Consider the following 21,313-nt stretch of genomic DNA (forward strand, 5'->3'; position numbering starts at 1 on the left):
CTGGAGAAGGGGTGGAACGAGCAGGCGCAGGCCTACACCACCGCCTATGACGGTACGGATCTGGACGCGGCGTCGCTGCACATCGGTCTGGCGGGGTTGATCGATCCGGCTGACGAGCGGTTCCAGGCCACGGTGACGGCGGTGGAGGCGGAGCTGCGGTCGGGGCCCACGGTGTACCGGTACCACCGTGATGACGGGTTGCCCGGTGGTGAGGGCGGGTTCCATCTGTGCACGACGTGGTTGATCGAGGCGTATCTGCTCACGGGCAGGCGTGCCGAGGCCGAGGAGTTGTTCAAGCATCTGGTGGACTGCGCGGGGCCGACGGGGTTGATTCCGGAGGAGTTCGATCCGGTGACCGAGCGGGCGTTGGGCAACCACCCGCAGGCGTACTCGCACCTGGGGCTGATCCGCTGCGCCCAACTCCTCGACCAACACTGATCCTCGACCAACACTGACCCAGACCCCACGAAGCGCATCGCGGTGAGGGGCGTTCCCACCGGGAACGCCCCTTCCGCTTTCTGGTCGGTTGTGGTTGTTGTTTGTGGCGGGCACTGGGGTCTGTGGTTGATGTGAGCTGTGGGTACGGGGGTTGTGGTTGTTGTGTGTGGGACCCTCTACGGCCAACCCGCTGATCCCTTTGGGCCGGTAGGTCCTGTGCGGGTTACTGCGTACCCCTTGTGTGTTGAGGACTCTGGTCAGGGCGGGGTGTGTGGATGGTGCTCTGCCCGGACCGCACTTGGCGGACGTGTTCTCGTGTGACACGACTGGCGGTTCAGGGCCAAGCACGGCACCGGGCCACCCCCCAGGACAACCGATGTGTTCCAGAGATGCGTGTCCCCCGGACTGGTAAAAACCCCGCCGTCCGAGCGCCCGCCTACCGCTCTACGGCCAACCCGCTCTACTGAACCCAGCACTCACGTGCACGTTTGTACCCCGCTGTGTCTGAGGGGGTTTGCGCCGTGCGGCTTACTACCGCGCATGTCTGAGGTTCCAACCCCCCGGGGGTGAAGGGGGAACCTCGCCTTCAGCCGCACCCCGCTGTGTCTGAGGGGGTTTGCGCCGTGCGGCTTACTACCGCGCATGTCTGAGGTTCCAACCCCCCCGGGGGGTGAAGGGGGAACCTCGCCTTCAGCCGCACCCCGCTGTGTCTGAGGGGGTTTGCGCCGTGACCGGGCCGGACGCGGCGTGGTACACCCGTCCGCGTCGTAGGCCCGGGATAGGGTTCCGGCACGTTCCGCACACCGGGAGGGACCACCATGACCGCGACCCTCAGCCGCCGCGAACTCAACCGCGCCACCCTGGAGCGCCAGTTCCTGCTGCGCCGCACCGATCGACCGGCCACCGAGGTGCTCGCCCGGCTGGCCGGACTCCAGGCCCAGACGCCGCACACCTGGTACATCGGGTTCCAGAGCCGTATGGAGGACTTCGACCCGCACGAGGTGGGCCGACTCCTGACCGACGGCGCGCTGGTGCGCATGTCCCTGATGCGCTCCACCCTGCACCTGGTCTCCGCCGAGGACGCCGCGTGGATGCGCCCCACCACCCAGGAGGTCATGGAGCGCGACCTCGCGCACGGATCGCACGGCAGGGCCACCGCCGGTGTGGATCGGGACGAGGTGGTCGCCCTGGGCCGCAAGATCCTGGAGGAGCGGCCGCTCACCCCCAAGGAGTTGGGCGAACAGATCGGAGCCCGGTGGGAGGGCGTGGACGGCGCCGACCTGGCCTACGTGGTCCGCTGCCTGCTTCCGGTCGTGCAGCTTCCGCCGCGCGGCGTGTGGGGCGCCTCCGGGCAGCCGGTACTGGCCCCCGCCGACACCTGGACCGGCCTGCCGCCGGCCCCCGGACCGGACCCCGGGGCGCTGGTCCTGCGCTACCTGGCCGGATTCGGCCCGGCCAGCGTACGGGACGTGCAGGCCTGGTCCGGGATGACCAGGACGAAGGCCGTGGTGGACGGGCTGCGGGAGCGGCTGGTGTCCTTCCGCGACGACTCCGGCACGGAGCTGTTCGACCTGCCCGACGCCCCGCGCCCGGAGGCGGACGCCCCGGCGCCGGTGCGCTTCCTCTACGACTTCGACAACCTGCTGCGCGGGCACGCCGACCGGAGCCGGGTCGTGTCCCGGGAGAACCTGAGCCGGCTCTCCGCCCGCAACGGCATGCCGCCCGCGACGGTGCTCGTCGACGGCGAGGTGGCCGCCTCCTGGAGGGTGGACCGGAGCCGCAGCACACCCGCGCTGGACGTCACTCCCTTTCGCGCGTTCAACTCTTCGGAAAACGAGGAGATCACCGAAGAGGGGGAGCGTCTACTCGCCTTTCTCTTCCCCGAGGACGAGGACGCGCGACTCCGTTTCACGCTTCCCGCCTGAATCGACCACCACCCGGGAATCGACCGTTTTGTGCACGTGCGTCCTGACCACGGAGGGCGCGTGTGGGTATGACAGGATTCTGGGGTGACTGAAGAGTTCCGTGCCGCGTTCCAACGCGTGCTCGACACCGCCGCCAGCCAGGCACCCGGCTTCCCCGAGGCCGTGCACGACGTGTTCCGGCTCTCCTCCCAGGTGCCCCGGGAGGAGCTGGCCATCGCGCTGGAGGCGCTGACTCCGGTCCTGGGCGACAGCGAACCCCACGCGGGAGTGGCCGCCGACCTCTCCGTCCTGGCCGGGGCCCTGGTCGAGTCCGGAGCGCCCGCCGGCCAGGTGGGCCTCGAGGTACTGCGCCAGCTCGGCAGCTACGGCCAGGCCGCGGTCGCCTTCCTCCACGCGTGGGAGAAGACCGGCGGCGGCCCGCTCCCCGCCCCGAACGACGTGGGCGAGGGCGAGGAGGCGCGCGTCGAGCAGGTCCTGGGCGACAACGCCCCGCTGGCCACCGTCGGCTGGTGGACCTCCCTGCGCTACGGCCTGGCCGCCAAGGCCATGCTGGGCGACTCGGGGGTGCGCGCGGCCGTACGCGCCGACCCCGGGGCGCTGCACGAGCTGGGCCAGATCGTGCAGGCCCTCTCCACACGGCTCAGCGAGTTCGGCGAGACGGCCGAGCTGCTGCGCATGTCCGAGGTGGACCGGCTCCTGGTGCTGGACCGGGCGTCCTGGCGCGGGTTCCGGGTCGCCTTCGACGGCCTGAGCGACAACTTCCAGCTGCACACCCTGCTCGCCGACGCGCTGATCGGCAAGGAGGGGCACCGCCTGCCCGGTACCCGGCCCGACCCCCGCTGGGTCGCGGCCTCCCTGGACGCCGCCGTGGACCCGCTGGCCGACGTGGTGCGTGGCGAGTGGGACCTGGTGGGCGGGGACGGCACCTGGGTGGGGAACGAGGCCTGTCCCGGCGACGTCCCGCTGGTGGACGGCGAACGGGTGCTGGTGCTCGAACCGCAGTCGCTGTTGCACTCCTGGCGGGCCGGGCGCCGCCACCCGCACGTCCCCGGTTCCCTCACCGTCCTGGCGGAGCTGCACCCGGACGAGGCCGCGGTCTGGTGGGCCCGCGTCCACCCGGCCGGGTCGGTCCGCCACCCGCAGGCACCGGCCATCGAGAACGACGACACCGGCGCGCACCGGCGCCCGCCCACGCACTTCGGTGTGGCCGCACACTTCGCCGAGGTGGACTCCGGCCCGATGTCGGCGCCCTTCGCCGCCCTGGACCCGCACCTGGACGCCCCGGGCGGCGAGTTGTCCGCGTCGTTCGAGGACATCACGATCAACCCCGGGGCGGGCGCGGCCTTCCCCGACTCCCCCGCGTCTCTGTTCGACCCCCCGGCACGGCCGCCCGAACCCGTGGACGACGCCGAGGACGAGCCCGACGACTTCACCGTGCCCGCCGCCTGGTCGGGCGCGCTCACTCCCACGGCGCCGGGGACGGACGACCCGACGGAGTTCCCCGGCTCCCTCTCTGAGCCACCGCTCGACGAACCGCTGTGGCGCGACCCCCGCCCCCTGCCTGACCCCGGCGCGGACGTCCGCCCGGCCAACGCCCCGGCCGCGGACGACCCGCGCGACACCCCCCTGCCCCCCGGCGCCCGCCTGCTGCCCCCCATGCCTCCCGGGGTGTCGGACGGCAGCACGTGGGCGCCGCACTGGAAGTGGCCGATGGGGCCGCCCGGGCGGTGACCCGCCCCCGACCGGGCCGTTCCGTGCCGCCGCGCCCTCCCGTACGCGGCCGCGTGACAACTGTCATCCCCCGAGCACCGCACCGCTCACAGCCTGACGGTGATGGGTGGGACTGGAGCGCGGTGCCCGGGCGCGAAATCATGGGGACATGACGACGACGAGGGACACCCCCCGGGAGCACGGGCCACAGGACACGGCTCCCTCCCCCCGACCCACCCGCGAAGAGGCGCTCCAGCGGGCGGGCCGCGCCTGGGACGAGGAGGAGAGCCGCAGGGCCAAGGAACAGTGGAGGAACCAGCGCCCCTGGCCGAGCACCATGAAGCGGCAGGACAAGGTCCTCGCCTGGATGCTCGTCGGGATTCCGGCGTTCTTCCTCCTCACGATGCCGCTGCGCCCGCTCTTCATCGCGGACCACGCCCTCCCCCTAGCGTTCGTCACCGGCAGCCACGCGGCCGTCGGCGCCGCCGCGGCCTTCGCCAGCATCGGTGAGGCGCCCCTGTGGCTGGTGATCGTCGCGGGCGTCGTCGGCAAGATCAAGATCGACTGGCTGTTCTGGTGGGTGGGCCGCCGCTGGGGGCAGGGCATGATCACCTTCCTCGTGCCCAGCGAGCGCGGCCGCCACTTCGCCGAGCGCCTCCAGACCATGAACCCGTGGGTGATGCGGATGCTGATCCCGCTGAGCTACCTGCCCGGCGTCCCCGGGGGCATCCCCCACATCGTGGCCGGGGTGAACGGCATGCGGCTGAGCACCTACATGCTGTTGGACGCCCTCGGCGCCCTGTTGGTGACCGCGGTCGTGGCGGGCATCGGGTACGGCTCGGGCCAGGCCGGGGTGGACGTGGTCCTGTTGATCGACGGCTACGCGGTCTGGCTGATGTTCGCGCTCATCTTCGCCATGGCGGCCGTCCCCGCGATCAGCGGCATCAGGGACATGAGTGTCCGCAGGGCGCGGGTGCTCAAGGAGGTCGGCGCGGCCTACGACGCCGAGACCGAGCGCCTGGCAGCCCGGGAGAACGACGAATCGGACTCCGCCGTTCGCACCCCATCCGCACCCGCCGCCACCAGCGAGGACTCCTGAAAGTCAGCACGGCCTCACGTACGGTCGCGCGCGAAGGCGGACTCCTTGACTAGGCTGGCGATCGGCAATCCGACACCCCGGGCAAGCCGGCTGCGCTGGGTGCGTCACAAACACACTCAAGGAGATCCCGTCATGGGACAGCAACACTTCGATCTGGTCGTCCTCGGCGCCGGGCCCGGCGGCTACGTCGCGGCGATCCGCGCCGCCCAGCTGGGCCTCAGGGCGGCCGTCGTCGAGGAGAAGTACTGGGGCGGCGTCTGCCTGAACGTGGGCTGCATCCCCTCCAAGGCGCTGCTGCGCAACGCCGAGCTCGCCCACCTGTTCCACAACGAGGCCGACCTGTTCGGCATCAAGGTGAACGGCACGGTGGAGTTCGACTACGGCAAGGCGTTCAGCCGCAGCCGCGAGGTGGCGGACGGCCGGGTCAAGGGCGTCCACTTCCTCATGAAGAAGAACGGGATCACCGAGCTCAACGGGCGCGGCACCTTCGTCGACGGCCACACGATCGAGGTGCGGGCCGAGGACGGCTCCACCGAGACCGTCACCTTCGACAACGCGGTGATCGCGGCGGGGTCCTCCACCCGGCTGATCCCCGGCACCTCGCTGTCCGAGCGGGTCGTCACCTATGAGGAGCAGATCCTCAGCGAGGAGCTGCCCGGCAGCATCGTCATCGCGGGCGCGGGCGCCATCGGGGTCGAGTTCGCCTACGTGATGCGCAACTACGGCGTCGACGTGACCATCGTCGAGTTCCTCGACCGGGTCGTGCCGCTGGAGGACGAGGAGGTCTCCAAGGAGATCGCCCGCGCCTACAAGAAGCTCGGTGTGAAGGTCCTGACCTCCACGAAGGTGGAGTCGGTCGAGGACACCGGGTCCGGGGTGCGGGTCACCGTCACCGGTTCGGACGGCAAGCAGAGCACTCTGGAGGCCGACAAGCTCCTCCAGGCGATCGGCTTCTCCCCCAACGTCGAGGGCTACGGCCTGGAGAAGACCGGTGTGGCGCTGACCGAGCGGGGCGCCATCGAGATCGACGGGCGCGGGCGCACCAACGTCCCGCACATCTTCGCGATCGGCGACGTCACCGCCAAGCTCATGCTGGCGCACACGGCCGAGGCGATGGGGATCGTGGCGGTGGAGACCATCGCCAACGCCGAGACGCAGGAGATCGACTACCGGTTCATCCCGCGCGCGACCTACTGCCAGCCGCAGATCGCCAGCTTCGGCTACAGCGAGCAGGAGGCGCGCGAGGCGGGCTACGACGTCCAGGTCGCCAAGTTCCCGTTCATGGCCAACGGCAAGGCGCACGGTCTGGGCGACACCCGGGGCTTCGTCAAGATCATCTCGGACGGCCGGTACGGGGAGTTCCTGGGCGCCCACATGGTGGGCCCGGACGTCACCGAGCTGCTGCCCGAGCTGACCCTGGCCCAGCAGTGGGACCTGACCGTGCACGAGGTGGCGCGCAACATCCACGCGCACCCCACGCTCAGCGAGGCGGTCAAGGAAGCGGTGCACGGTCTGGCCGGGCACATGATCAACTTCTGATCCGCCGAAGGCTCCCCGTGTGAGGGAGGCGGGGCCGGTCCCTGGCGGGGTCGGCCCCGTCGTCGTTCAGCCGTACCGGGCCAGCGGTTGGGTGCTGCACCGGAAGGCGCCGCCCAGGGAGCGGGTGGCGCGCAGGTCCACGTACTCGACGCGCACCCCGAAGGCCTCCAACCGTTCGCCGACGTCCTCGAACTCCGGGTCCGTGACGTAGGTTCGCGGGTTCAGTGGGAGCCCGTTGGCGGCCAGCGCGGTGGCCTGGTCGAAGCTCACCGGAATCGAGTCCCACGAGTCCAGGGACTCCGGCACTCCGTCGAGGAGCGCCTCCTCGCACACGATCATCAGTCCTTCGCGGACCAGGCCCAGCGCGCAGTCGAGGTGCAGCATCCCCGGGTGCAGGCGCACCTCCTCCACGACCCGGCCGTAGGGTGCGAGGAACTTGCGGAGCCAGGCGATCCCGGCCGCGTTGGTGGCCAGCCCCGACGTCCCCACGTACACCCGGCGCCCCAGGACGAGGACGTCTCCGCCCTCCAGGAAGGGCCCGGACCCCAGAATGGCGTCCCCGGGATCGGGGACCTCCGGAACGGGGACCGCCACGCGCACCGAGGCCGCGGGGTCCACCCGTTCCCGGAGGACGTCGCGCAGGGGCAGGACCTCGCCCCGCCGATAGGGGAACCTCAGGGAGCCCTCGATCACGAGGTTTCCCACGGTGATCAGCGGGTCGCGGACGAAGAGGTTCGCGTACCCGCGTCCCTGGGAGACCGCCTTCTCCTGGTCGGTGAGCAGACGGGGGAACAGGACCTCCACCCCGTGGGAGACCAGGAGCGATCCCAGTTCCTCGCGTTCACGCCGCAGGACCCGGGCGAAGTCCGGCAGGTCCCTGTCCAGGTCGGCGCCGGGTGTGGCCGCATGGGCCGCGTCGCCCCCGAGGAAGTCCGTGTCCCACGTCTCGGGCGGGGTCTCTGGCAGCCCGAGCTCGGAGCGGGACAGCACCACCGTCCTCAGGGTGGAGAACTCGTCGTCGACCCTTACCTCGGGCATGGGCGCTCCCTCGCGTCACCGTCGTGCGGTGCGCCTCACTCGGGCGTCACCCGCGCACTCGACCTCCCCATCATCGTGCAGGCCCGGTTCGACGGGCCCGGCTCACGAGCGTACGGCGTGTCCCCGCGGTGGAGCGCGGCCCCGCCCCGCCCCACCGCGCCGTCCCCACGTCCGGTGTCCGGTTCCCCGCCCCACCGCGCCTATCCGCGCGCGTCGGACTCCGGGGCGGTGAGGGACTCGATCCAGTACTCACGGGCCAGGGCGTCGACCCCGGCCGGGGACACACCCCGCAGGTGGACCGTGGTGTCGGTCGTCCCGGCGACCCGTCCGTGGTCCTGGAGCCGGAGGAAGTGGTACCGCTCCGGCGCGAACCCGAGGACCACGTCCACGTCGAACCTGCCCCGCTCGTCGGGGGCGTCTCCGAGCCCCGGCTCGGCCTTCCCGACCGCCTGGACCCCCAGCCACCCCTGGTAGAGGAGGACGAGCAGCAGCACCAGCGCGATCCGGCGCAGGGTCGCGCCGCGCAGCGCCCGCGCCCCCAGGGACCTAGCCGACATCGCCGACTCCCCCCTCGGTTCCCCCGGAGGCGTCCCCTCCGGCTCCCGGGGCGGCCTCACCCCCGTCCTCCCGCTCGGCGTCCACGGCCAGGAGTTCGTTGATCCGCGCCACGGCCGCCCGGAACCCGGGGTCGTCCACCGCCGTACGCCACGAGCGCGGGCGGGGCAGGTCCACGGTGACGCTCTCCCGCACCGTGCTCGGCCGCGACGACAGCACCACGACCCGGTCGGAGAGGAAGACGGCCTCGTCGATGTCGTGGGTCACGAAGAACACCGTGGGACGGCGCTCCTCGAAGATCCGTGTGAGGTCCTCCTGGAGCCTGCGCCGGGTCTGCGCGTCGATGCTCGCGAACGGCTCGTCCATGAGCATCACGGCGGGCTCGTTGGCCAGGACCCGGGCCACGCCCAGGCGTTGGCGCATCCCGCCGGACAGCTCGTGCGGGTAACGGTTCTCGAACCCCGCCAGACCCACCAGCTTGAGGAACTCACGGCCGCGCTCCTCGCGCTCACGCCGCCCCACACCCTTCATCCGCAGTCCGAAGACCACGTTGCCGAGCACCGACTTCCACGGGAACAGGGCGTGCCCCTGGAACACCACCCCCCGGTCGGGCCCGGGGCCGCGCACCTCGCGGCCGTCCACCGACACCGTCCCGGAGGTCGGGGCCACGAACCCCGCCACCGTGTTGAGGACGGTGGTCTTGCCGCAGCCGCTCGGGCCGAGGACCGACACGAACTCGCCCCGCTCCACAGCGAAGGACACGTCGCCGATCGCGACGACCTCGTCCCCCGTGTAGGAGTCGGTGTAGACCTTCTCCAGGTGTTCGATCACCAGCGCGGTCATCCGTCGCCCTCCATCCTTCGCACCATCCCCCACCGCTCCACGGTGGCCCGCTCGAACGGCGCCAGGACCAGCGCGTCGAGCATGTACCAGAGCACCCCGAGCACGACCATGCCAAGGAACACCTGGCTGACGTCGCCCACCCGGCGGGCGTCGAACATCATGAACCCGATCCCGCTGGTGCCGACGATGATCTCCGCCGCCACCAGCGCCCGCCAGCCGTAGCCCAGGCCGGTGCGCACGCCCGTGGCCACGGACGGCAGCGCGCCCGGCAGGATCACCTCGAAGAACACCCGGACCCGGCCCGCGCCGAGACTGCGCGCGGCCCGGACCAGCTCCTTGGGGACCTGCTCCACCCCGGACACCACGCTCAGCATGAGCGGGAACACGATCGTGTAGACGATGACGAACGTGACGGCGGTCAGGCTGAACCCGAACCACACGATGACGATCGGCAGCCACGCGATGTCCGCGATCGCCTGGAAGAACAGCAGGATCGGCCACACCGCCCGGCGCAGCCGCCAGAACAGGGCGGTGAGGAAGCCCATCGGCAACCCGATGAGCAGTCCGAAACCGACCCCGTAGGCCAGCCGCTCCAGGGAGTCGCCCAGGTATCCGGGCAGGACCCCCTTGCGCAACAGCTCGACGAACTCCACGACCACCCGGTCGGGGCCCACGAAGAACGCCTGCGGGAACACGCCGCTCTCGGCCAGCGCCCACCACAGCGCGACCACCGGAACGAACGGGCCCAGCGTGCGGAAGGCCGGGCTGCGGGTCAGCCGCAACCACACCCGCCTGTGCAGCGGGGCCCGTCTGCGGACCCCGCGCGCCGTCGCGGCTCCCGTCCGGCTCGTGCCCGCCCCGGACGTTGCGGGCGCGGACGTTCCCGGCCCGGTTCCACGCGTCTCGGTCGACATCAGTGGCCACCCCCCGTCATGCCCCACCGCAGTACCGTGTTCCGCTCCAACGGAGCGAGCAGAAGACGGTCGGTCAGGAGCCACAGGACTCCGATGACCACCATCGAAGCGACGATGACGTCGGTGGCGTAGAAGGTCTGGGCCAGGAAGAGCGCGTACCCCAGGCCCGCGCTCGTCGCGATGATCTCCGCCGCGACGAGCCCGCGCCACCCGTAGCCGAGGCCGATCCGCAATCCGCTGACCACGCTCGGCAGCGCGCCGGGCAGCAGGACCTCCCAGAACATCCGCCAGGGCCCCGCCCCGAGGGACCGGGCCGACCGCAGCAGTTCCTCCGGGATGCCGCGCACGCCCAGCATCGTGTTGTAGGCCAGCGCGAAGAACATGGCGTTCCACACGATGAAGATGACGGCGCCGTTCCCGTACCCCAGCCACAGGGTGGCCACCGGAATCCAGGCGATCCCGGCGAGGGCCACGGAGAAGCGCAGCAGGGGCGTGAAGAAGGCCGACAGCACGCGGCTGGTTCCGAGGGCGATCCCGAAGGGGATCGCCGTGGCGATCGCGATGACGCTCCCGACCAGGACCCGGTAGAGGCTGGCGCTCAGGTGTCGGAGCAGGTCACCGCTGAGGGCCATGTTCCACAGCGCGGCGCTGACATCGGTGACCTGGGGAAAGATCCGTTTGGGCACGCCGGTCACACCGACCGCCGCCGCCCACACCCCGGTCAGCGCCACCAACGGGAGCACGAACCAGAGCAGTCCGACGACCCGCTCCCCCGCACGGCCGCGCCTCGGTGCGGCCGTGCGGGGTCGCGTGGCGGTCCCGCGTGCGGGACCGCCTGCGGGGCCGCTCGTCATACGGCGCACGCGTCCTGGTCGACCTCGCGGACGAAGGAGTGGTCGGACTCGATCTCGGCGGTGTTCGGGGTCTCGGCCAGGTCGTCGAACAGCTCCGGGTGGTTCTCCTCCACGGACAGGATCGGGGTGGGCTTCAGGTGGTCGTTGATGTCGAAGTCGTAGGAGATGACCTCCTGCTCCTCCAACAGGTTCGCCACGGTGTCCATGGCCAGGAAGTTGCAGGCGGAGAACCGGGCGTCCAGCTGGGCGATGTTGAACTCCATCGCGGTCTGGGCCACCTCGAGGTCCGTGCCGGTCAGCCAGCGGGTGGCGGTGTCGGCCGCCTCCTCGGGGTTCTGCCGAATCCACTGGTCGGAGGCGGCGCGGGCGGCCAGGAAGGCCTCGACCATCTCCGGGTTCTCCTCCAGGTAGTCCGGAGTGGTCGCGATGTAGCCGACGTAGGGGATGTAGCCGCCCCCGCGGACCACCTCGTAGGCGCCCTCCACCTGCTCCTCGATGGTGATCGGCCAGGGGTCCCAGTTGACGGTGGCGTCCACCCCGCCGGTCTCCAGCGCCACCGGCATGTCCGGCGGAGCGGTGTTGACCAGCTCGACGTCGTCCACGTCGATACGCAAGTCCTTGAGGATGCTGAGCAGGTAGAGGTGGTTGATGGTGCCCACGCTCGTGCCGATCGTGGCGCCTTCGAGGGTGGACAGGTCCTCGGGGTCGATGTCGGAGTCCTCGGACGCCACGATGCCCATGGTCTCGTCGATGCTGCGCTGGGTGGAGGAACCGGAGTAGTTGCCGACGAAGACCAGGTCGACGCCCTCGGAGACGGCCACCAGGCCCGGAACTCCGACCTGGATGATGTCGACCTCACCAGCCTCCAGGGCGTTGATCGCGTCGACGCCGGTGGGGAACGGGTCCGCCAGGGTGACGTTCAGACCGTGGTCCTCGAAGTGCCCGATCTCGGTCGCGACCGGTAGGCCCAACTGGTCGATCGCGGACACGTACCCGGCGGTGAGGGAGCCGTCGGCCGTGCTCTGCCCACCTGACACGTCGTCGTCGACGGTGGCGCCGCCGCCGCACGCGGTGGCGACCAGGACAGCGGAACAGGCAAGGGAGAGCGGTGTGAGCGGAAATCGCTGCATGGGGGTTCTTCCGGTAACTGGGGGGGTCGCCCTCATCCGGGCGCGCGTACCGCTTCAGCCGATGAGCACGGACCTGGGGCCCGCCCGCCGACGGAGAGGGAATGGAGGAAGCGCGAACTGCTGCGGGGAGGATGCGCTCCCGCGCCTTTCGTGCTTTCGACACACGACCGTACCGGGGACGGGACAGAACGTGAAGAACCATTCGCTTATATCCTTATTCGGAAAACGAATACTCCCTTACCCAGGCACGACGCTCTCGACCCTGTTCGCTTTGTGCGCACGAACGGGAATCGTTCCGGCAGGTCGGCGGGCCTCGGAAACGGCTTGGAGTATTCTCCGCGCCGCCGGGGTGAGCGCCCGGGCGGTGTCCCAGCAGACCGCGACGCGGCGCTGCGGGGAGCTCTCCAGGAGCCGGACCCGCACCCCGGTGGTGTCCGAGCTCTGGGCGGCCAGCCAGTTGGTCACCCCCACACCGATCCCCCGGGCCGCCAGTGACACGAGTGTCTGCGGCTGGTTGGTCGCCTGGACGGCGTCGATCGCCAGACCGTGTTCCTGGAAGGCCTGGTAGGACTCCAGCTCCGCCGCCCCCGGAGCGTCGAGGCGACCGATGGTGACGATGGGGTACGCGGCGATGGCCGCCAGCGGAAGCGGATCGGGGACCTCCGAAAGCGGGTGGTCGTCCGCGTGTACGGCCACCAGCGGCTCCGCCCACAGGGCCCGGCTCGCCACGGAGGGTGCGGGCTTGGGGCTCATGGGCCGCAGGCACAGGTCGACCCCGCCGGAGGCGAGCGCCTCGTCCAGTTCGAGGGGTGCGTGCTCGGTGAGCACCACCCTGATGTCCGGGTCGCTGCCCGCCAGCGAGCGCAGGAGGTCGGGCACGAAGGCGGCGCTGGCACTCGGGCACGAACCGAGGATGACGATGCCCTGGGCGCCGCCGCGCCAGGGCGCCATCGCGGCTTCGGCCTCCTCCAGGGAGCGCAGGACGTTGCGGGCCTGGACGGCCAGGGCGGCCCCCGCCTCGGTGAGTCGCACCGGGCGTTTCTTGCGGTCGAAGAGGGATTGTCCGATCTCACGTTCGAGCGCAGCGACATGTTGACTAACGCGCGGCTGTGACCTGCGAGTCGACTCCGCGGCGGCGACGAAACTACCGGTTTCGACCACCGCCAGAAACGAGACGAACCACTCCAGGCGAATGTCCGCGTCGAGCATGGCGGGAGGATCTCCGGTTTATGTGGGGGGACGTGGAGAGCACTCACGATACCGCCCCAAAAGGCAAATCAAGCACCGTACCGACCACCTGGCACACGAGGGCCAGCGGCAACTCCCTTTGCAGACTATTAACGATTCTGATTCTGACATTCCAGAAACCGACCGCCGGGAGCGGATCGCCCCGTCCCGGCGGCGGGACCGCGCGGGACGTCCCCGGGGCGCCGGACTTGCTAAGTTTCCGTGTGTCCCCCGCCGGAGCGGCCTCCAGCCCGGCGCACCCCGAACCGAAAGCCACCCATGCGCCTGATCCCGTCCACTCCCCTCTCGTGCCTGGGCACGGCCGTCGCCGCAGTCGTGATCGGCGGTGTCGTCCTCGTCGGCTGCGACGTGGTCGACCTCGACCTGGACCTGAGCCTGTCAGCGGGCGGCGACTCCCCCGAAGAGGAGGCGAGCGCCAGCCCGAGCCCCGAGGAACAGACCGAGGAGGAGGCGCAGGCGTCGTCCTTCGGCCTCCCCGAGTCGTGCGAGGCGGCCGGAGCCGCCCAGATCGTCGGAGACCTCGCACCGGGGCAGGTGGTGACCGAGGAGAGCGGGGAGATCGAGGGGATCGAGGACGCGGAGCAGCTCTCCTGCACGTTCAGCGACGGGAGCACCGAGCCCGGGACGCCCTCCTTCACCCTGGTGTTCACGTCGGGCGCGGACCCCAGCGCCAACCCGGACGTCGTCCGGGTCCCGGGGGCCGAAGCGGAGATGAACTGGGAGGTGGACGTCGACGTGGACGTGGACACCTACCACACGGAGGACTCCGACGACCTGGGCGGCGACCTGGAGTACGTCGGCACGGTCGACGGTTCCAGCCGCCACCTGTACCTCCAGCTGCCCGGTGACTTCTACGTGACCGCGATCGCGTACTTCGAGGACGTCGAGCGCGGCGACCTGGAACGGGTGGTCTTCCAGGCCGCGGGCCAGATCCGCGACTAGAAGACGAGAACGACCGAGGGGCCGCCGACGTGTGTCGGCGGCCCCTCGCGGTGTCTCACGGGGCACACGGCGCGGAGGGTGCGCGGTGCCAGCACCGGTGCGCGGAGGAGGCCCCGGCCCTCCCGGCCTAGCCGACGTCGGCGGAGAGGGTCTCCTGGAGGCCGAACAGCTCCTCCATCTCGACGGACACGATGTCGAGGTCGTCGCCGACCACGGCGATCTGGCCCTCCAACGTCTCGCCGGGGGCGAGGCTGACGGCGTCGAGCTGCTCGATCTCGGCGAACATCGCCTCCGCCCAGTCGGAGCGGACGGTCCCGTCGGCGAGGGTCACGTTGAAGTAGATCGGGTTGACCTCGATCGATTCGTCGCTGTTGTTCTCGATGGTGATGTCGATGGCGGTGTACACCGTGTCGTCGATCGTGTCTCCGACGGTGCCCGCGACGGAGGCGGTCAGTACGACGCCGGTGGCCTCCTCGGTGGTCTCCTCCTCCGTGGCCTCGTCGGTCTCCTCGGTCGCGGCCTCCTCCGACTCCGAGGAGCTGGACCCGCCGGAGGACGAGCTGTCGTCTCCGCCGCCCAGGACCGACACGAGCCCGACGACGAACAGGAGGACGAGGATGACGCCGAGGCAGCCCCCGCAGCCGATGCCGATCTTCTTGCCGGTGGACATGCCCTGCTTCGGGGGCTGACCGTAGGGAGGCTGGTCGCCGTACGGAGGCTGAGCGCCGTACGGAGGCTGCTGCCCGTAGGAAGGCTGGTCACCATACGGAGGCTGCTGGCCGTAGGAAGCCTGGTCACCGTACGGAGGCTGCTGGCCGTAGGGCTGCTGGGGGTCGTACGGCGCCTGGCCCCCATACGGCTGCTGGGGGTCGTGCGGCTGCTGGGGACCGTTGGGATAGGCCATGAGGCTCCCTCTCTGGGAGTGCGGCGAACGGGAGCCGCAGGGGACGACGTGTGCGCCGATCTGACGTGGATCGCCCGGGCCGGGTTCCCACTCCGCACATCGCGAACCGACGTTAACCGACCATGGTGACGATTCACCACGCGTTCCGGACCAATGCGGACATCAGCGGCCGACGCCCCGCGCGCCCGGGAAACGCGGGAGGGGCCGCCGTCGTCGGCGGCCCCTCCCGGTTCACCGGTCAGTAGTCGACCGGGATCTCCTCGAACTCACCGAACGGGCCCGCCCGCAGGGTCAGTTCCTTCACGTCCACCGGCGGCGCCGGGTACACCGCCACCAGCTCGTGGGTGTTGCCCGGCTGGATCACGTGCACCTCCTCGGCGAAGCTGCTGTAGCGCCCCTCGCCGAAGTCCATCTGCGCCACGTACCGCACCAGGCCGTTGTCCGGCTCGAACAGCTGGAACCCGCCCAGGGTGCCCTTGTTGAACTGCTCGGGTCCGCCCGCCACCGTCTCGGAACCGCCGAGTTCGGGGGCCAGCGGCCGGTCCGTGGTGTTGGTCATCGCCACCGTGCCGATGACGTACGCGCCGTCCCGCCGCAGCGGGTAGACCTCCAGACGGATACCGTCCTTCTCCCCCTCGGCGACCACCGAACCCGGGTCGTCGCTGTACGGCGCGGGCCAGGTGACGTTGCGCTGCGCGACGCCCAGGCCGTCGTCGTCGTACTCCTCGTCCTCCGTGGCCTCCACCGTCGGGTTGAACACGTACGAGAACTCCACACGGCGGTTGCGCGCCCGCGCCTCCTCGTCGTCCGGGCCTCCCTCCCGCGCGATCGGCTCGCGCTTGCCCCGGCCCTCGACCTCCAGCCTGTAGTCGGTGCCGAGCTCCTCCGCCAGGAGGTCGCGGACGGTCTCCGCGCGCTCCACCGACAGGTTGTCGTTGTAGGAGGCGTCGCCGATGCCGTCGGTGTGCCCGATCACGGTGATGGTGGGGTCGTCCGGGTCGACGTTGTTCGCGAGGGTGGTCGCGGCGCGCCGCACGACGTCGGCAGCGGTCTCGGTGAGGTCCGACCGGTCGAACTCGAACATCACGTCGGAGTGCAGCGAGATGATCTCGCGGTCGCCGTCACGCGTGGTCGAGGCGATCTCGGAGTCCACGAAGCTCTGCACCCACCCCTCGTCCGCGACCGCGTCCTCGTCGGGGCGCCGGTTGGCGAAGGTGAGGTTCTCCCCGCGCCCGGGCGGGTTGTCGAGGCTGAGGTGGTCCGGCCCGTTCGGGTTCTCGGGGTCCGCCCTCTCCTCGTCCACGTCCTGGACGGGGATGCCGGTCATGGCACCGAGGCCGCTGCCGACGAAGGTCACCTGGGCCACCTCGTCCGGAATCCTGGGGAAGTACCGGGTGTACTCGTTGGTGACCCCGTCGTGCACGGGGTACAGACCGTCCTCGTTGGGGCTCTCGGAACCGTACTTGAGTCCCCCCTCGTCGAGGAACTGCCGGTACACGCGGCCGGTCAGGGGGTCGACCAGCGTGTGCGCCATGCTCAGGTTCCGGTTGGGACCGGCGAAGTCGTCCAGGTAAGTGACCTCGTAATGCATGACCGTGTAGTCGTCGGTGCGCTCCAGGCCGGTGATCGAGAAGCGCATCTCGGCGTCCTGACCGGTGTCCTGGAAGATGCGGCCCTCGCGGACGTAGGGGAATTCCTCCCTCACCTCCGGCGGGCCCGACGCGTCGCCGAAGGTCTGTGACCACCAGTCGGACACGGGGGTACAGCCGCTGAGCAGGAGGCTGCCCGAGACCATGAGCGCGACCACGGTGAGGGGCGTCTTCCGCGCCATGTGGGGGAACTCCGATCGTTGAGGAGACGTACGGGCAATATCCTCCTGCACTCGCGGGGTCGAACCGACCACTGCGTCCGCGTAGGCCCGACGTCGACCGCCCTGGCCAGGGGTGACCCGTATGGGGGATTCTTCGGTCGTGGAACGGCGGATGGCACCGCCCGCTCGCGGTCCGTGGTGAGTCGAGGACCGCCCGACAATCCACCGACACGTAGCGTCGTATCCCGGTGACGGAAGGACATCGTCCGAAGGAGAGACGCATGCGCGGAACCACTCTCGCGGCGGCCACGACCGCCGTGGCACTCGCACTCGCGCTGGGGGCCTGCGGCTCCGGGGACGGGGACACCGGCGACGGGGCCGCCCGCGAGGCGGTCCGGGAGTCCGGGGAGGGGGGAGCGGCCGCCGACGGGGACACGGCCGAACCCTTCGGCCCCGGTTGTTCGGACTTCCCCTCGAGGGGCGCGGGCAGCCTCGGCGCGATGGCCGACCAGACCTTCACGACCGCCATCGCCGACAGCCCCGTCCTGGGCCGTCTGGCGGAGGCTCTGGAGCGCGCCGGGCTCGGGGAGGACCTGGACACGGCGGAGGGCGTGACCGTGTTCGCCCCCACCAACGAGGCCTTCGACATGTACCCGGACGGGGAGATGGACGACCTCATGCGGGACCGGGACGGCCTGGCGTACCTGCTCAACTACCACGTCGTCGCGGATCGGGTCGGCGGCGCCGATCTGGGCGCGGGCGTGTTCGACTCCCTCAGCGGCGGCCAGGTGCGTACCTCCGGATCGACGGGGGAGTACGTCGTGGACGACTACGCGCCGGTGGTGTGCGCGGACGTGCGCACCGCCAACGCCACCGTGCACGTGGTGGACATGCTGCTCATCCCGTCCTGACCCCGTGGGCGCGGCGGGCCCGGGCCCGGGTCGGCAAGCGGCACCGACCGGCCGTTTCCGGAAGCCGCGAAAAAAGTTCCGCCACCCACCCATCCGCTTCCCTGTGGGCCCCGAATACCCCATGTGACCACCAGGACACGCGGGGAACCGACCCCGCCACGTGACGGGACGAGCCGGGGCGCCGGGGCGGCCCTCGGACTGACCGTCGTCGCCTCGGCGCTCGGGTTCGGCGCACTCGCCGCCGGGCTCCTCGGGGCGACGTCCCCGGTGGTCACGGTCGGCGACGCGCTCGTCGACCACAGCCCCCGGTTCCTCACGTCCTGGGCGATCGCACTCTTCGGCACGGCCGACAAGGCCGTGCTGGTCACCGGGGTGCTGGTCGTCCTGGCCCTGTCCGGGGCGGCGCTGGGTGTCGTGGCTTCACGCCGCCCCGTGGCGGGGTACGTGGGGCTGGGGGCGTTCACGGCGCTGGGGCTCGTCGCCGTGGGCCTGCGTCGCGCCGACGACCCGGGGGCCGCGGTCGCGGTGGTCGTCGGCGCGGCGGCGGGCGCCGTCGCCCTCGCGGTACTGCTGCGCGGCGCGGGGGTGCGCACGACCGGACCCCGGCACGCGCCGGTGGGCGGGAGCAACGAGGTAGACGGGAACACCCCAGCGGACGGGGACACCCGGGTCAACGGTGCCGAGCCCGGTGACGCGGGCTCGTCTGCGGACGCAAGGACACTGACGGACGCTGACTCGTCAGCGGACGAGGCCGGGGACGGGGACGCGGACGGTGTCGCCTCCGACCCGGCGACAGCGACACCCCGAGGGGGCCGGGGTCCGGGCCGCCGGAGGTTCGTGCTCACCACCGCCGGGGTCCTGGCCGCCTCCGGGACCGCCGGAGCCCTCGGCCGCTGGGCGCCGTCGCTGATCGGTGGAGCGGACCCCTCCGCACGGCTGGCCCTGCCCACACCCGCCGACCCCCTGCCGGACCTGCCCTCCGGGGTCGACCTCGGTGTCCCCGGGCTGACCCCCTTCACCACCCCCGCCACGGACTTCTACCGGATTGACACCGCCCTGGCCGTTCCCCGGATCGACCCCTCCCGATGGACGCTGCGCGTGCACGGCAGGGTCGACCGCCCGTTCGAGATCACGATGGCCGAGCTGCTCTCCCGTGACCTGGTCGAGGCGGACGTCACGCTGTCGTGCGTGTCCAACCAGGTGGGCGGCGACCTGGTCGGCAACACCCGCTGGCTGGGTTTCCCCCTCGCCGACCTGCTGCGGGAGGCCGGGGTGCACGCGGACGCCGACCAGATCCTCAGTACCTCCAGTGACGGCTGGACCTGCGGCACGCCCACCGAGACGGTGCTGGACGGCCGCGACGCCCTGCTGGCCGTGGGCATGGGCGGTCGACCGCTCCCCCCGGAGCACGGGTTCCCCGCCCGCCTCGTCGTCCCCGGCCTCTACGGGTTCGTGAGCGCCACCAAGTGGGTCACCGACATCAAGCTCACCCGCTTCGCGGACGAGCGGGCCTACTGGGCGCAGCGCGGGTGGGGCGTGCGGGCACCGATCAAGACCATGTCGCGGATCGACGTGCCCGCTCCGCTCGGCCGGGTCGCCTCCGGGGAGGTGGTGCTGGCCGGGGTCGCCTGGGCCCAGCACCGGGGGGTGGCCGGGGTGGAGGTGCGGCTGGACGGCGGTGAGTGGTGGGAGGCCGAGCTCGCGCGAGTCCCCGGGATCGACACCTGGGTCCAGTGGGTCGCCGAGACCACCGTGGAACCCGGCGCCCACGCGGTCGAGGTGCGCGCCACCGACGCGACCGGCTTCACCCAGCCCTCCGAGCGGGTGGACCCGGTTCCGGACGGCGCCACCGGCTGGCACCGCATCCGATTCACGGCCACCTGAGGCCGACGCCCCCTCGCGGGCCCTGCCCCCTCCAGACCTCACACCAACCACACGTACACCACCGACCACACGCAGCACGGACACACCAGAACCAGAACGCAGTCACCGAACAGGGAGAGAACGATGATCCGCACCGCCACCCGCAAGAACACGCTCGCCGCCACCGCCGCGGCCGCCGCGCTCGCCTTCGGCCTCTCCGCCTGCGGCGGCATGGACGACTCCGACGCCGAGAACACGGACGCCGGTACCGCCGAGGAGACCGAGGGCACCGGCATGGACGAGAACACCGACGGGGACACCGCGACCGCCGGTGAGAACTTCGGCCCGGGCTGTGCCGAGGTCCCCGCGGACGGCGACGGCAGCTTCGAGGGCATGGCACAGGACCCGGTCGCCACGGCGGCGTCCAACAACCCGCTGCTGTCCACCCTGGTCACGGCGGTCGGAGAGGCCGACCTGGTCGACACGCTCAACTCCGCCGAGGACATCACCGTGTTCGCGCCCACCAACGACGCCTTCGACAAGATCCCCGAGGAGGACCTCAACGCCCTCCTGGACGACAAGGACCAGCTCACCGAGGTGCTCACCTACCACGTGGTCGAGGGCCGCCAGGCTCCGGACGCCCTCGCTGACGGCACGTTCACCTCTCTCCAGGGTGACGACGTGACCTCCGCCGGCTCCGGTGAGGACTTCACGGTCAACGGCGACTCCAAGGTGGTCTGCGGCAACGTGCAGACCTCCAACGCGACCGTCTACATCGTCGACACCGTCCTGATGCCCTCCTGATGAGAGGGCGCGCCACGGCGTGGCCGGTCCGGCTCCGGGGGGTCGGACCGGCCACGCTCCCGGCGGTCCCCCGTCCGGCGGACCGCCACAACGCCCGGGGATCATGGGGCGTACGCGGCGGGGGCGCGGGCCCCCGCCGCTCAGCCCGCTGAGAGAACGAAGCAACGCGTCACCCAGACGAGAAGGGTCCGGATGGACAGGGCAGCAGCCGTACCGCGCGACGCGGTCCACGACGCCGATCCGCCCCGGCTGGAGGAACTGCTCCCCCTCGTGGCACGCGGCGACGAGGGGGCCTTCGGCCGGGTCTACGACCTGATCAGCCCCACCGTGTACGGTCTGGTACGCCGCGTCCTGCGCGACCCGGCCCAGTCGGAGGAGGTCACGCAGGAGGTACTGGTCGAGGTGTGGCGCAGTGCCTGCCGCTACGACGCGCGGCGGGGCAGCCCCCAGGCCTGGGTGATGACCCTGGCGCACCGCAGGGCGGTGGACCGGGTGCGCTCCGAACAGGCCAGCAGCGACCGTGAGGCACGGGCGGCCGCCGCCGACACCCGTCGCCCCTACGACGAGGTGGAGGAGGAGGCCACCAACCGGCTCGAACGAGAACGCGTGCGCCGATGTCTGGACACGCTCACCGAACTCCAGGGGCAGTCGGTGCGCCTGGCCTTCTACGGCGGGTACTCCTACCGCGAGGTGGCCCGGCTGCTGTCGGCGCCGTTGGGAACCGTCAAGACGAGGATGCGTGACGGGCTGATCAGGCTCAGGGACTGCCTGGGGGTGGAGTGGTGA

General features: G+C 71.1%; 19 protein-coding genes. 10 read left to right on the top strand and 9 right to left on the bottom strand.

All coding sequences use genetic code 11. The features are described from left to right. The 5 genes from ACFYL4_RS24895 to lpdA all read left to right on the top strand — a co-directional run. The coding region (locus ACFYL4_RS24895; protein ID WP_387521503.1) for a glycoside hydrolase family 15 protein at nt 1–438 on the top strand (438 nt) is incomplete at its 5' end. An 818-nt stretch (nt 439–1,256) separates the two neighbouring features. Continuing rightward, the gene (locus ACFYL4_RS24900) at nt 1,257–2,363 is read left to right on the top strand and encodes a winged helix DNA-binding domain-containing protein (RefSeq protein ID WP_387521505.1); all 1,107 of its coding nucleotides are present in this window, start codon (nt 1,257–1,259) and stop codon (nt 2,361–2,363) included. A gap of 84 nt (nt 2,364–2,447) precedes the next feature. After that, nucleotides 2,448–4,094, top strand: a complete 1,647-nt coding sequence (locus ACFYL4_RS24905) for a hypothetical protein (protein WP_387521506.1) — start codon at nt 2,448–2,450, stop codon at nt 4,092–4,094. Nucleotides 4,095–4,242: 148 nt separating this feature from the next. Continuing rightward, nucleotides 4,243–5,172 (top strand): DedA family protein, encoded by a 930-nt coding sequence (locus ACFYL4_RS24910; protein WP_387521508.1) that lies wholly within the window; start codon nt 4,243–4,245, stop codon nt 5,170–5,172. Between the two features lie 132 nt (nt 5,173–5,304). Continuing rightward, a complete protein-coding gene (gene lpdA, locus ACFYL4_RS24915; protein ID WP_387521510.1) occupies nt 5,305–6,711 on the top strand; it encodes a dihydrolipoyl dehydrogenase in 1,407 nt (468 codons plus the stop codon). 66 nt (nt 6,712–6,777) lie between these two features. Here the strand turns inward: lpdA and ACFYL4_RS24920 are convergent, their stop codons facing one another. The 7 genes from ACFYL4_RS24920 to ACFYL4_RS24950 all read right to left on the bottom strand — a co-directional run bounded on the left by ACFYL4_RS24920 (nt 6,778) and on the right by ACFYL4_RS24950 (nt 13,254). Then, entirely contained in the window at nt 6,778–7,749 is a 972-nt protein-coding gene (locus tag ACFYL4_RS24920; RefSeq protein WP_387521512.1) for a dimethylarginine dimethylaminohydrolase family protein, read from the bottom strand. Nucleotides 7,750–7,949: 200 nt separating this feature from the next. Next, on the bottom strand, nt 7,950–8,306 hold the full coding sequence (locus ACFYL4_RS24925; RefSeq protein ID WP_387521514.1) for a hypothetical protein: 357 nt from the start codon (nt 8,304–8,306) through the stop codon (nt 7,950–7,952). Then, the gene (locus tag ACFYL4_RS24930; protein WP_387521516.1) at nt 8,296–9,147 is read right to left on the bottom strand and encodes an ABC transporter ATP-binding protein; all 852 of its coding nucleotides are present in this window, start codon (nt 9,145–9,147) and stop codon (nt 8,296–8,298) included. Before ACFYL4_RS24930 ends, ACFYL4_RS24925 begins: the two co-directional genes overlap by 11 nt. Further along, nucleotides 9,144–10,061, bottom strand: coding sequence for an ABC transporter permease (locus tag ACFYL4_RS24935; RefSeq protein WP_387521518.1), 918 nt, complete (start codon nt 10,059–10,061; stop codon nt 9,144–9,146). The genes ACFYL4_RS24930 and ACFYL4_RS24935 overlap by 4 nt, the downstream gene beginning before the upstream one ends. Further along, nucleotides 10,061–10,915, bottom strand: a complete 855-nt coding sequence (locus ACFYL4_RS24940; protein WP_387521520.1) for an ABC transporter permease — start codon at nt 10,913–10,915, stop codon at nt 10,061–10,063. Before ACFYL4_RS24940 ends, ACFYL4_RS24935 begins: the two co-directional genes overlap by 1 nt. Continuing rightward, entirely contained in the window at nt 10,912–12,045 is a 1,134-nt protein-coding gene (locus ACFYL4_RS24945; protein ID WP_387521522.1) for an ABC transporter substrate-binding protein, read from the bottom strand. Before ACFYL4_RS24945 ends, ACFYL4_RS24940 begins: the two co-directional genes overlap by 4 nt. A gap of 237 nt (nt 12,046–12,282) precedes the next feature. Continuing rightward, entirely contained in the window at nt 12,283–13,254 is a 972-nt protein-coding gene (locus ACFYL4_RS24950; protein ID WP_387521524.1) for a LysR family transcriptional regulator, read from the bottom strand. A gap of 297 nt (nt 13,255–13,551) precedes the next feature. On the opposite strand from ACFYL4_RS24950, the gene ACFYL4_RS24955 reads away from it, so the two are divergent. Further along, nucleotides 13,552–14,235, top strand: coding sequence for a hypothetical protein (locus ACFYL4_RS24955; protein WP_387521525.1), 684 nt, complete (start codon nt 13,552–13,554; stop codon nt 14,233–14,235). A 127-nt stretch (nt 14,236–14,362) separates the two neighbouring features. On the opposite strand, the gene ACFYL4_RS24960 is transcribed toward ACFYL4_RS24955, so the two are convergent. Next, nucleotides 14,363–15,139, bottom strand: coding sequence for a DUF4352 domain-containing protein (locus ACFYL4_RS24960; protein ID WP_387521527.1), 777 nt, complete (start codon nt 15,137–15,139; stop codon nt 14,363–14,365). 238 nt (nt 15,140–15,377) lie between these two features. Further along, nucleotides 15,378–16,970, bottom strand: a complete 1,593-nt coding sequence (locus ACFYL4_RS24965; protein ID WP_387521529.1) for an OmpA family protein — start codon at nt 16,968–16,970, stop codon at nt 15,378–15,380. 260 nt (nt 16,971–17,230) lie between these two features. Here ACFYL4_RS24965 and ACFYL4_RS24970 point away from each other — a divergent pair, with 260 nt between their 5' ends. The 4 genes from ACFYL4_RS24970 to sigK all read left to right on the top strand — a co-directional run bounded on the left by ACFYL4_RS24970 (nt 17,231) and on the right by sigK (nt 21,313). Then, nucleotides 17,231–17,860 (top strand): fasciclin domain-containing protein, encoded by a 630-nt coding sequence (locus ACFYL4_RS24970; RefSeq protein WP_387521531.1) that lies wholly within the window; start codon nt 17,231–17,233, stop codon nt 17,858–17,860. Between the two features lie 123 nt (nt 17,861–17,983). After that, on the top strand, nt 17,984–19,744 hold the full coding sequence (locus tag ACFYL4_RS24975; RefSeq protein ID WP_387521533.1) for a molybdopterin-dependent oxidoreductase: 1,761 nt from the start codon (nt 17,984–17,986) through the stop codon (nt 19,742–19,744). A 123-nt stretch (nt 19,745–19,867) separates the two neighbouring features. Then, a complete protein-coding gene (locus ACFYL4_RS24980; protein WP_387521534.1) occupies nt 19,868–20,527 on the top strand; it encodes a fasciclin domain-containing protein in 660 nt (219 codons plus the stop codon). 192 nt (nt 20,528–20,719) lie between these two features. Further along, entirely contained in the window at nt 20,720–21,313 is a 594-nt protein-coding gene (sigK, locus tag ACFYL4_RS24985; RefSeq protein ID WP_387521536.1) for an ECF RNA polymerase sigma factor SigK, read from the top strand.

Origin of the sequence: Nocardiopsis sp. NPDC006938, assembly GCF_042869555.1 — a bacterium.
GTDB lineage: Bacteria > Actinomycetota > Actinomycetes > Streptosporangiales > Streptosporangiaceae > Nocardiopsis.

Excerpts from the sequence above, each read along its gene's own strand:
- ACFYL4_RS24925 (WP_387521514.1), bottom strand. The coding sequence starts at position 8,306 with ATGTCGGCTAGGTCCCTGGGGGCGCGGGCGCTGCGCGGCGCGACCCTG.
- ACFYL4_RS24955 (WP_387521525.1), top strand. The coding sequence starts at position 13,552 with ATGCGCCTGATCCCGTCCACTCCCCTCTCGTGCCTGGGCACGGCCGTC.
- sigK (WP_387521536.1), top strand. The coding sequence starts at position 20,720 with ATGGACAGGGCAGCAGCCGTACCGCGCGACGCGGTCCACGACGCCGAT.
- ACFYL4_RS24910 (WP_387521508.1), top strand. The coding sequence starts at position 4,243 with ATGACGACGACGAGGGACACCCCCCGGGAGCACGGGCCACAGGACACG.
- ACFYL4_RS24930 (WP_387521516.1), bottom strand. The coding sequence starts at position 9,147 with ATGACCGCGCTGGTGATCGAACACCTGGAGAAGGTCTACACCGACTCC.
- ACFYL4_RS24980 (WP_387521534.1), top strand. The coding sequence starts at position 19,868 with ATGATCCGCACCGCCACCCGCAAGAACACGCTCGCCGCCACCGCCGCG.
- ACFYL4_RS24970 (WP_387521531.1), top strand. The coding sequence starts at position 17,231 with ATGCGCGGAACCACTCTCGCGGCGGCCACGACCGCCGTGGCACTCGCA.
- ACFYL4_RS24960 (WP_387521527.1), bottom strand. The coding sequence starts at position 15,139 with ATGGCCTATCCCAACGGTCCCCAGCAGCCGCACGACCCCCAGCAGCCG.
- lpdA (WP_387521510.1), top strand. The coding sequence starts at position 5,305 with ATGGGACAGCAACACTTCGATCTGGTCGTCCTCGGCGCCGGGCCCGGC.
- ACFYL4_RS24950 (WP_387521524.1), bottom strand. The coding sequence starts at position 13,254 with ATGCTCGACGCGGACATTCGCCTGGAGTGGTTCGTCTCGTTTCTGGCG.
- ACFYL4_RS24920 (WP_387521512.1), bottom strand. The coding sequence starts at position 7,749 with ATGCCCGAGGTAAGGGTCGACGACGAGTTCTCCACCCTGAGGACGGTG.
- ACFYL4_RS24965 (WP_387521529.1), bottom strand. The coding sequence starts at position 16,970 with ATGGCGCGGAAGACGCCCCTCACCGTGGTCGCGCTCATGGTCTCGGGC.
- ACFYL4_RS24900 (WP_387521505.1), top strand. The coding sequence starts at position 1,257 with ATGACCGCGACCCTCAGCCGCCGCGAACTCAACCGCGCCACCCTGGAG.
- ACFYL4_RS24945 (WP_387521522.1), bottom strand. The coding sequence starts at position 12,045 with ATGCAGCGATTTCCGCTCACACCGCTCTCCCTTGCCTGTTCCGCTGTC.
- ACFYL4_RS24935 (WP_387521518.1), bottom strand. The coding sequence starts at position 10,061 with ATGTCGACCGAGACGCGTGGAACCGGGCCGGGAACGTCCGCGCCCGCA.
- ACFYL4_RS24940 (WP_387521520.1), bottom strand. The coding sequence starts at position 10,915 with ATGACGAGCGGCCCCGCAGGCGGTCCCGCACGCGGGACCGCCACGCGA.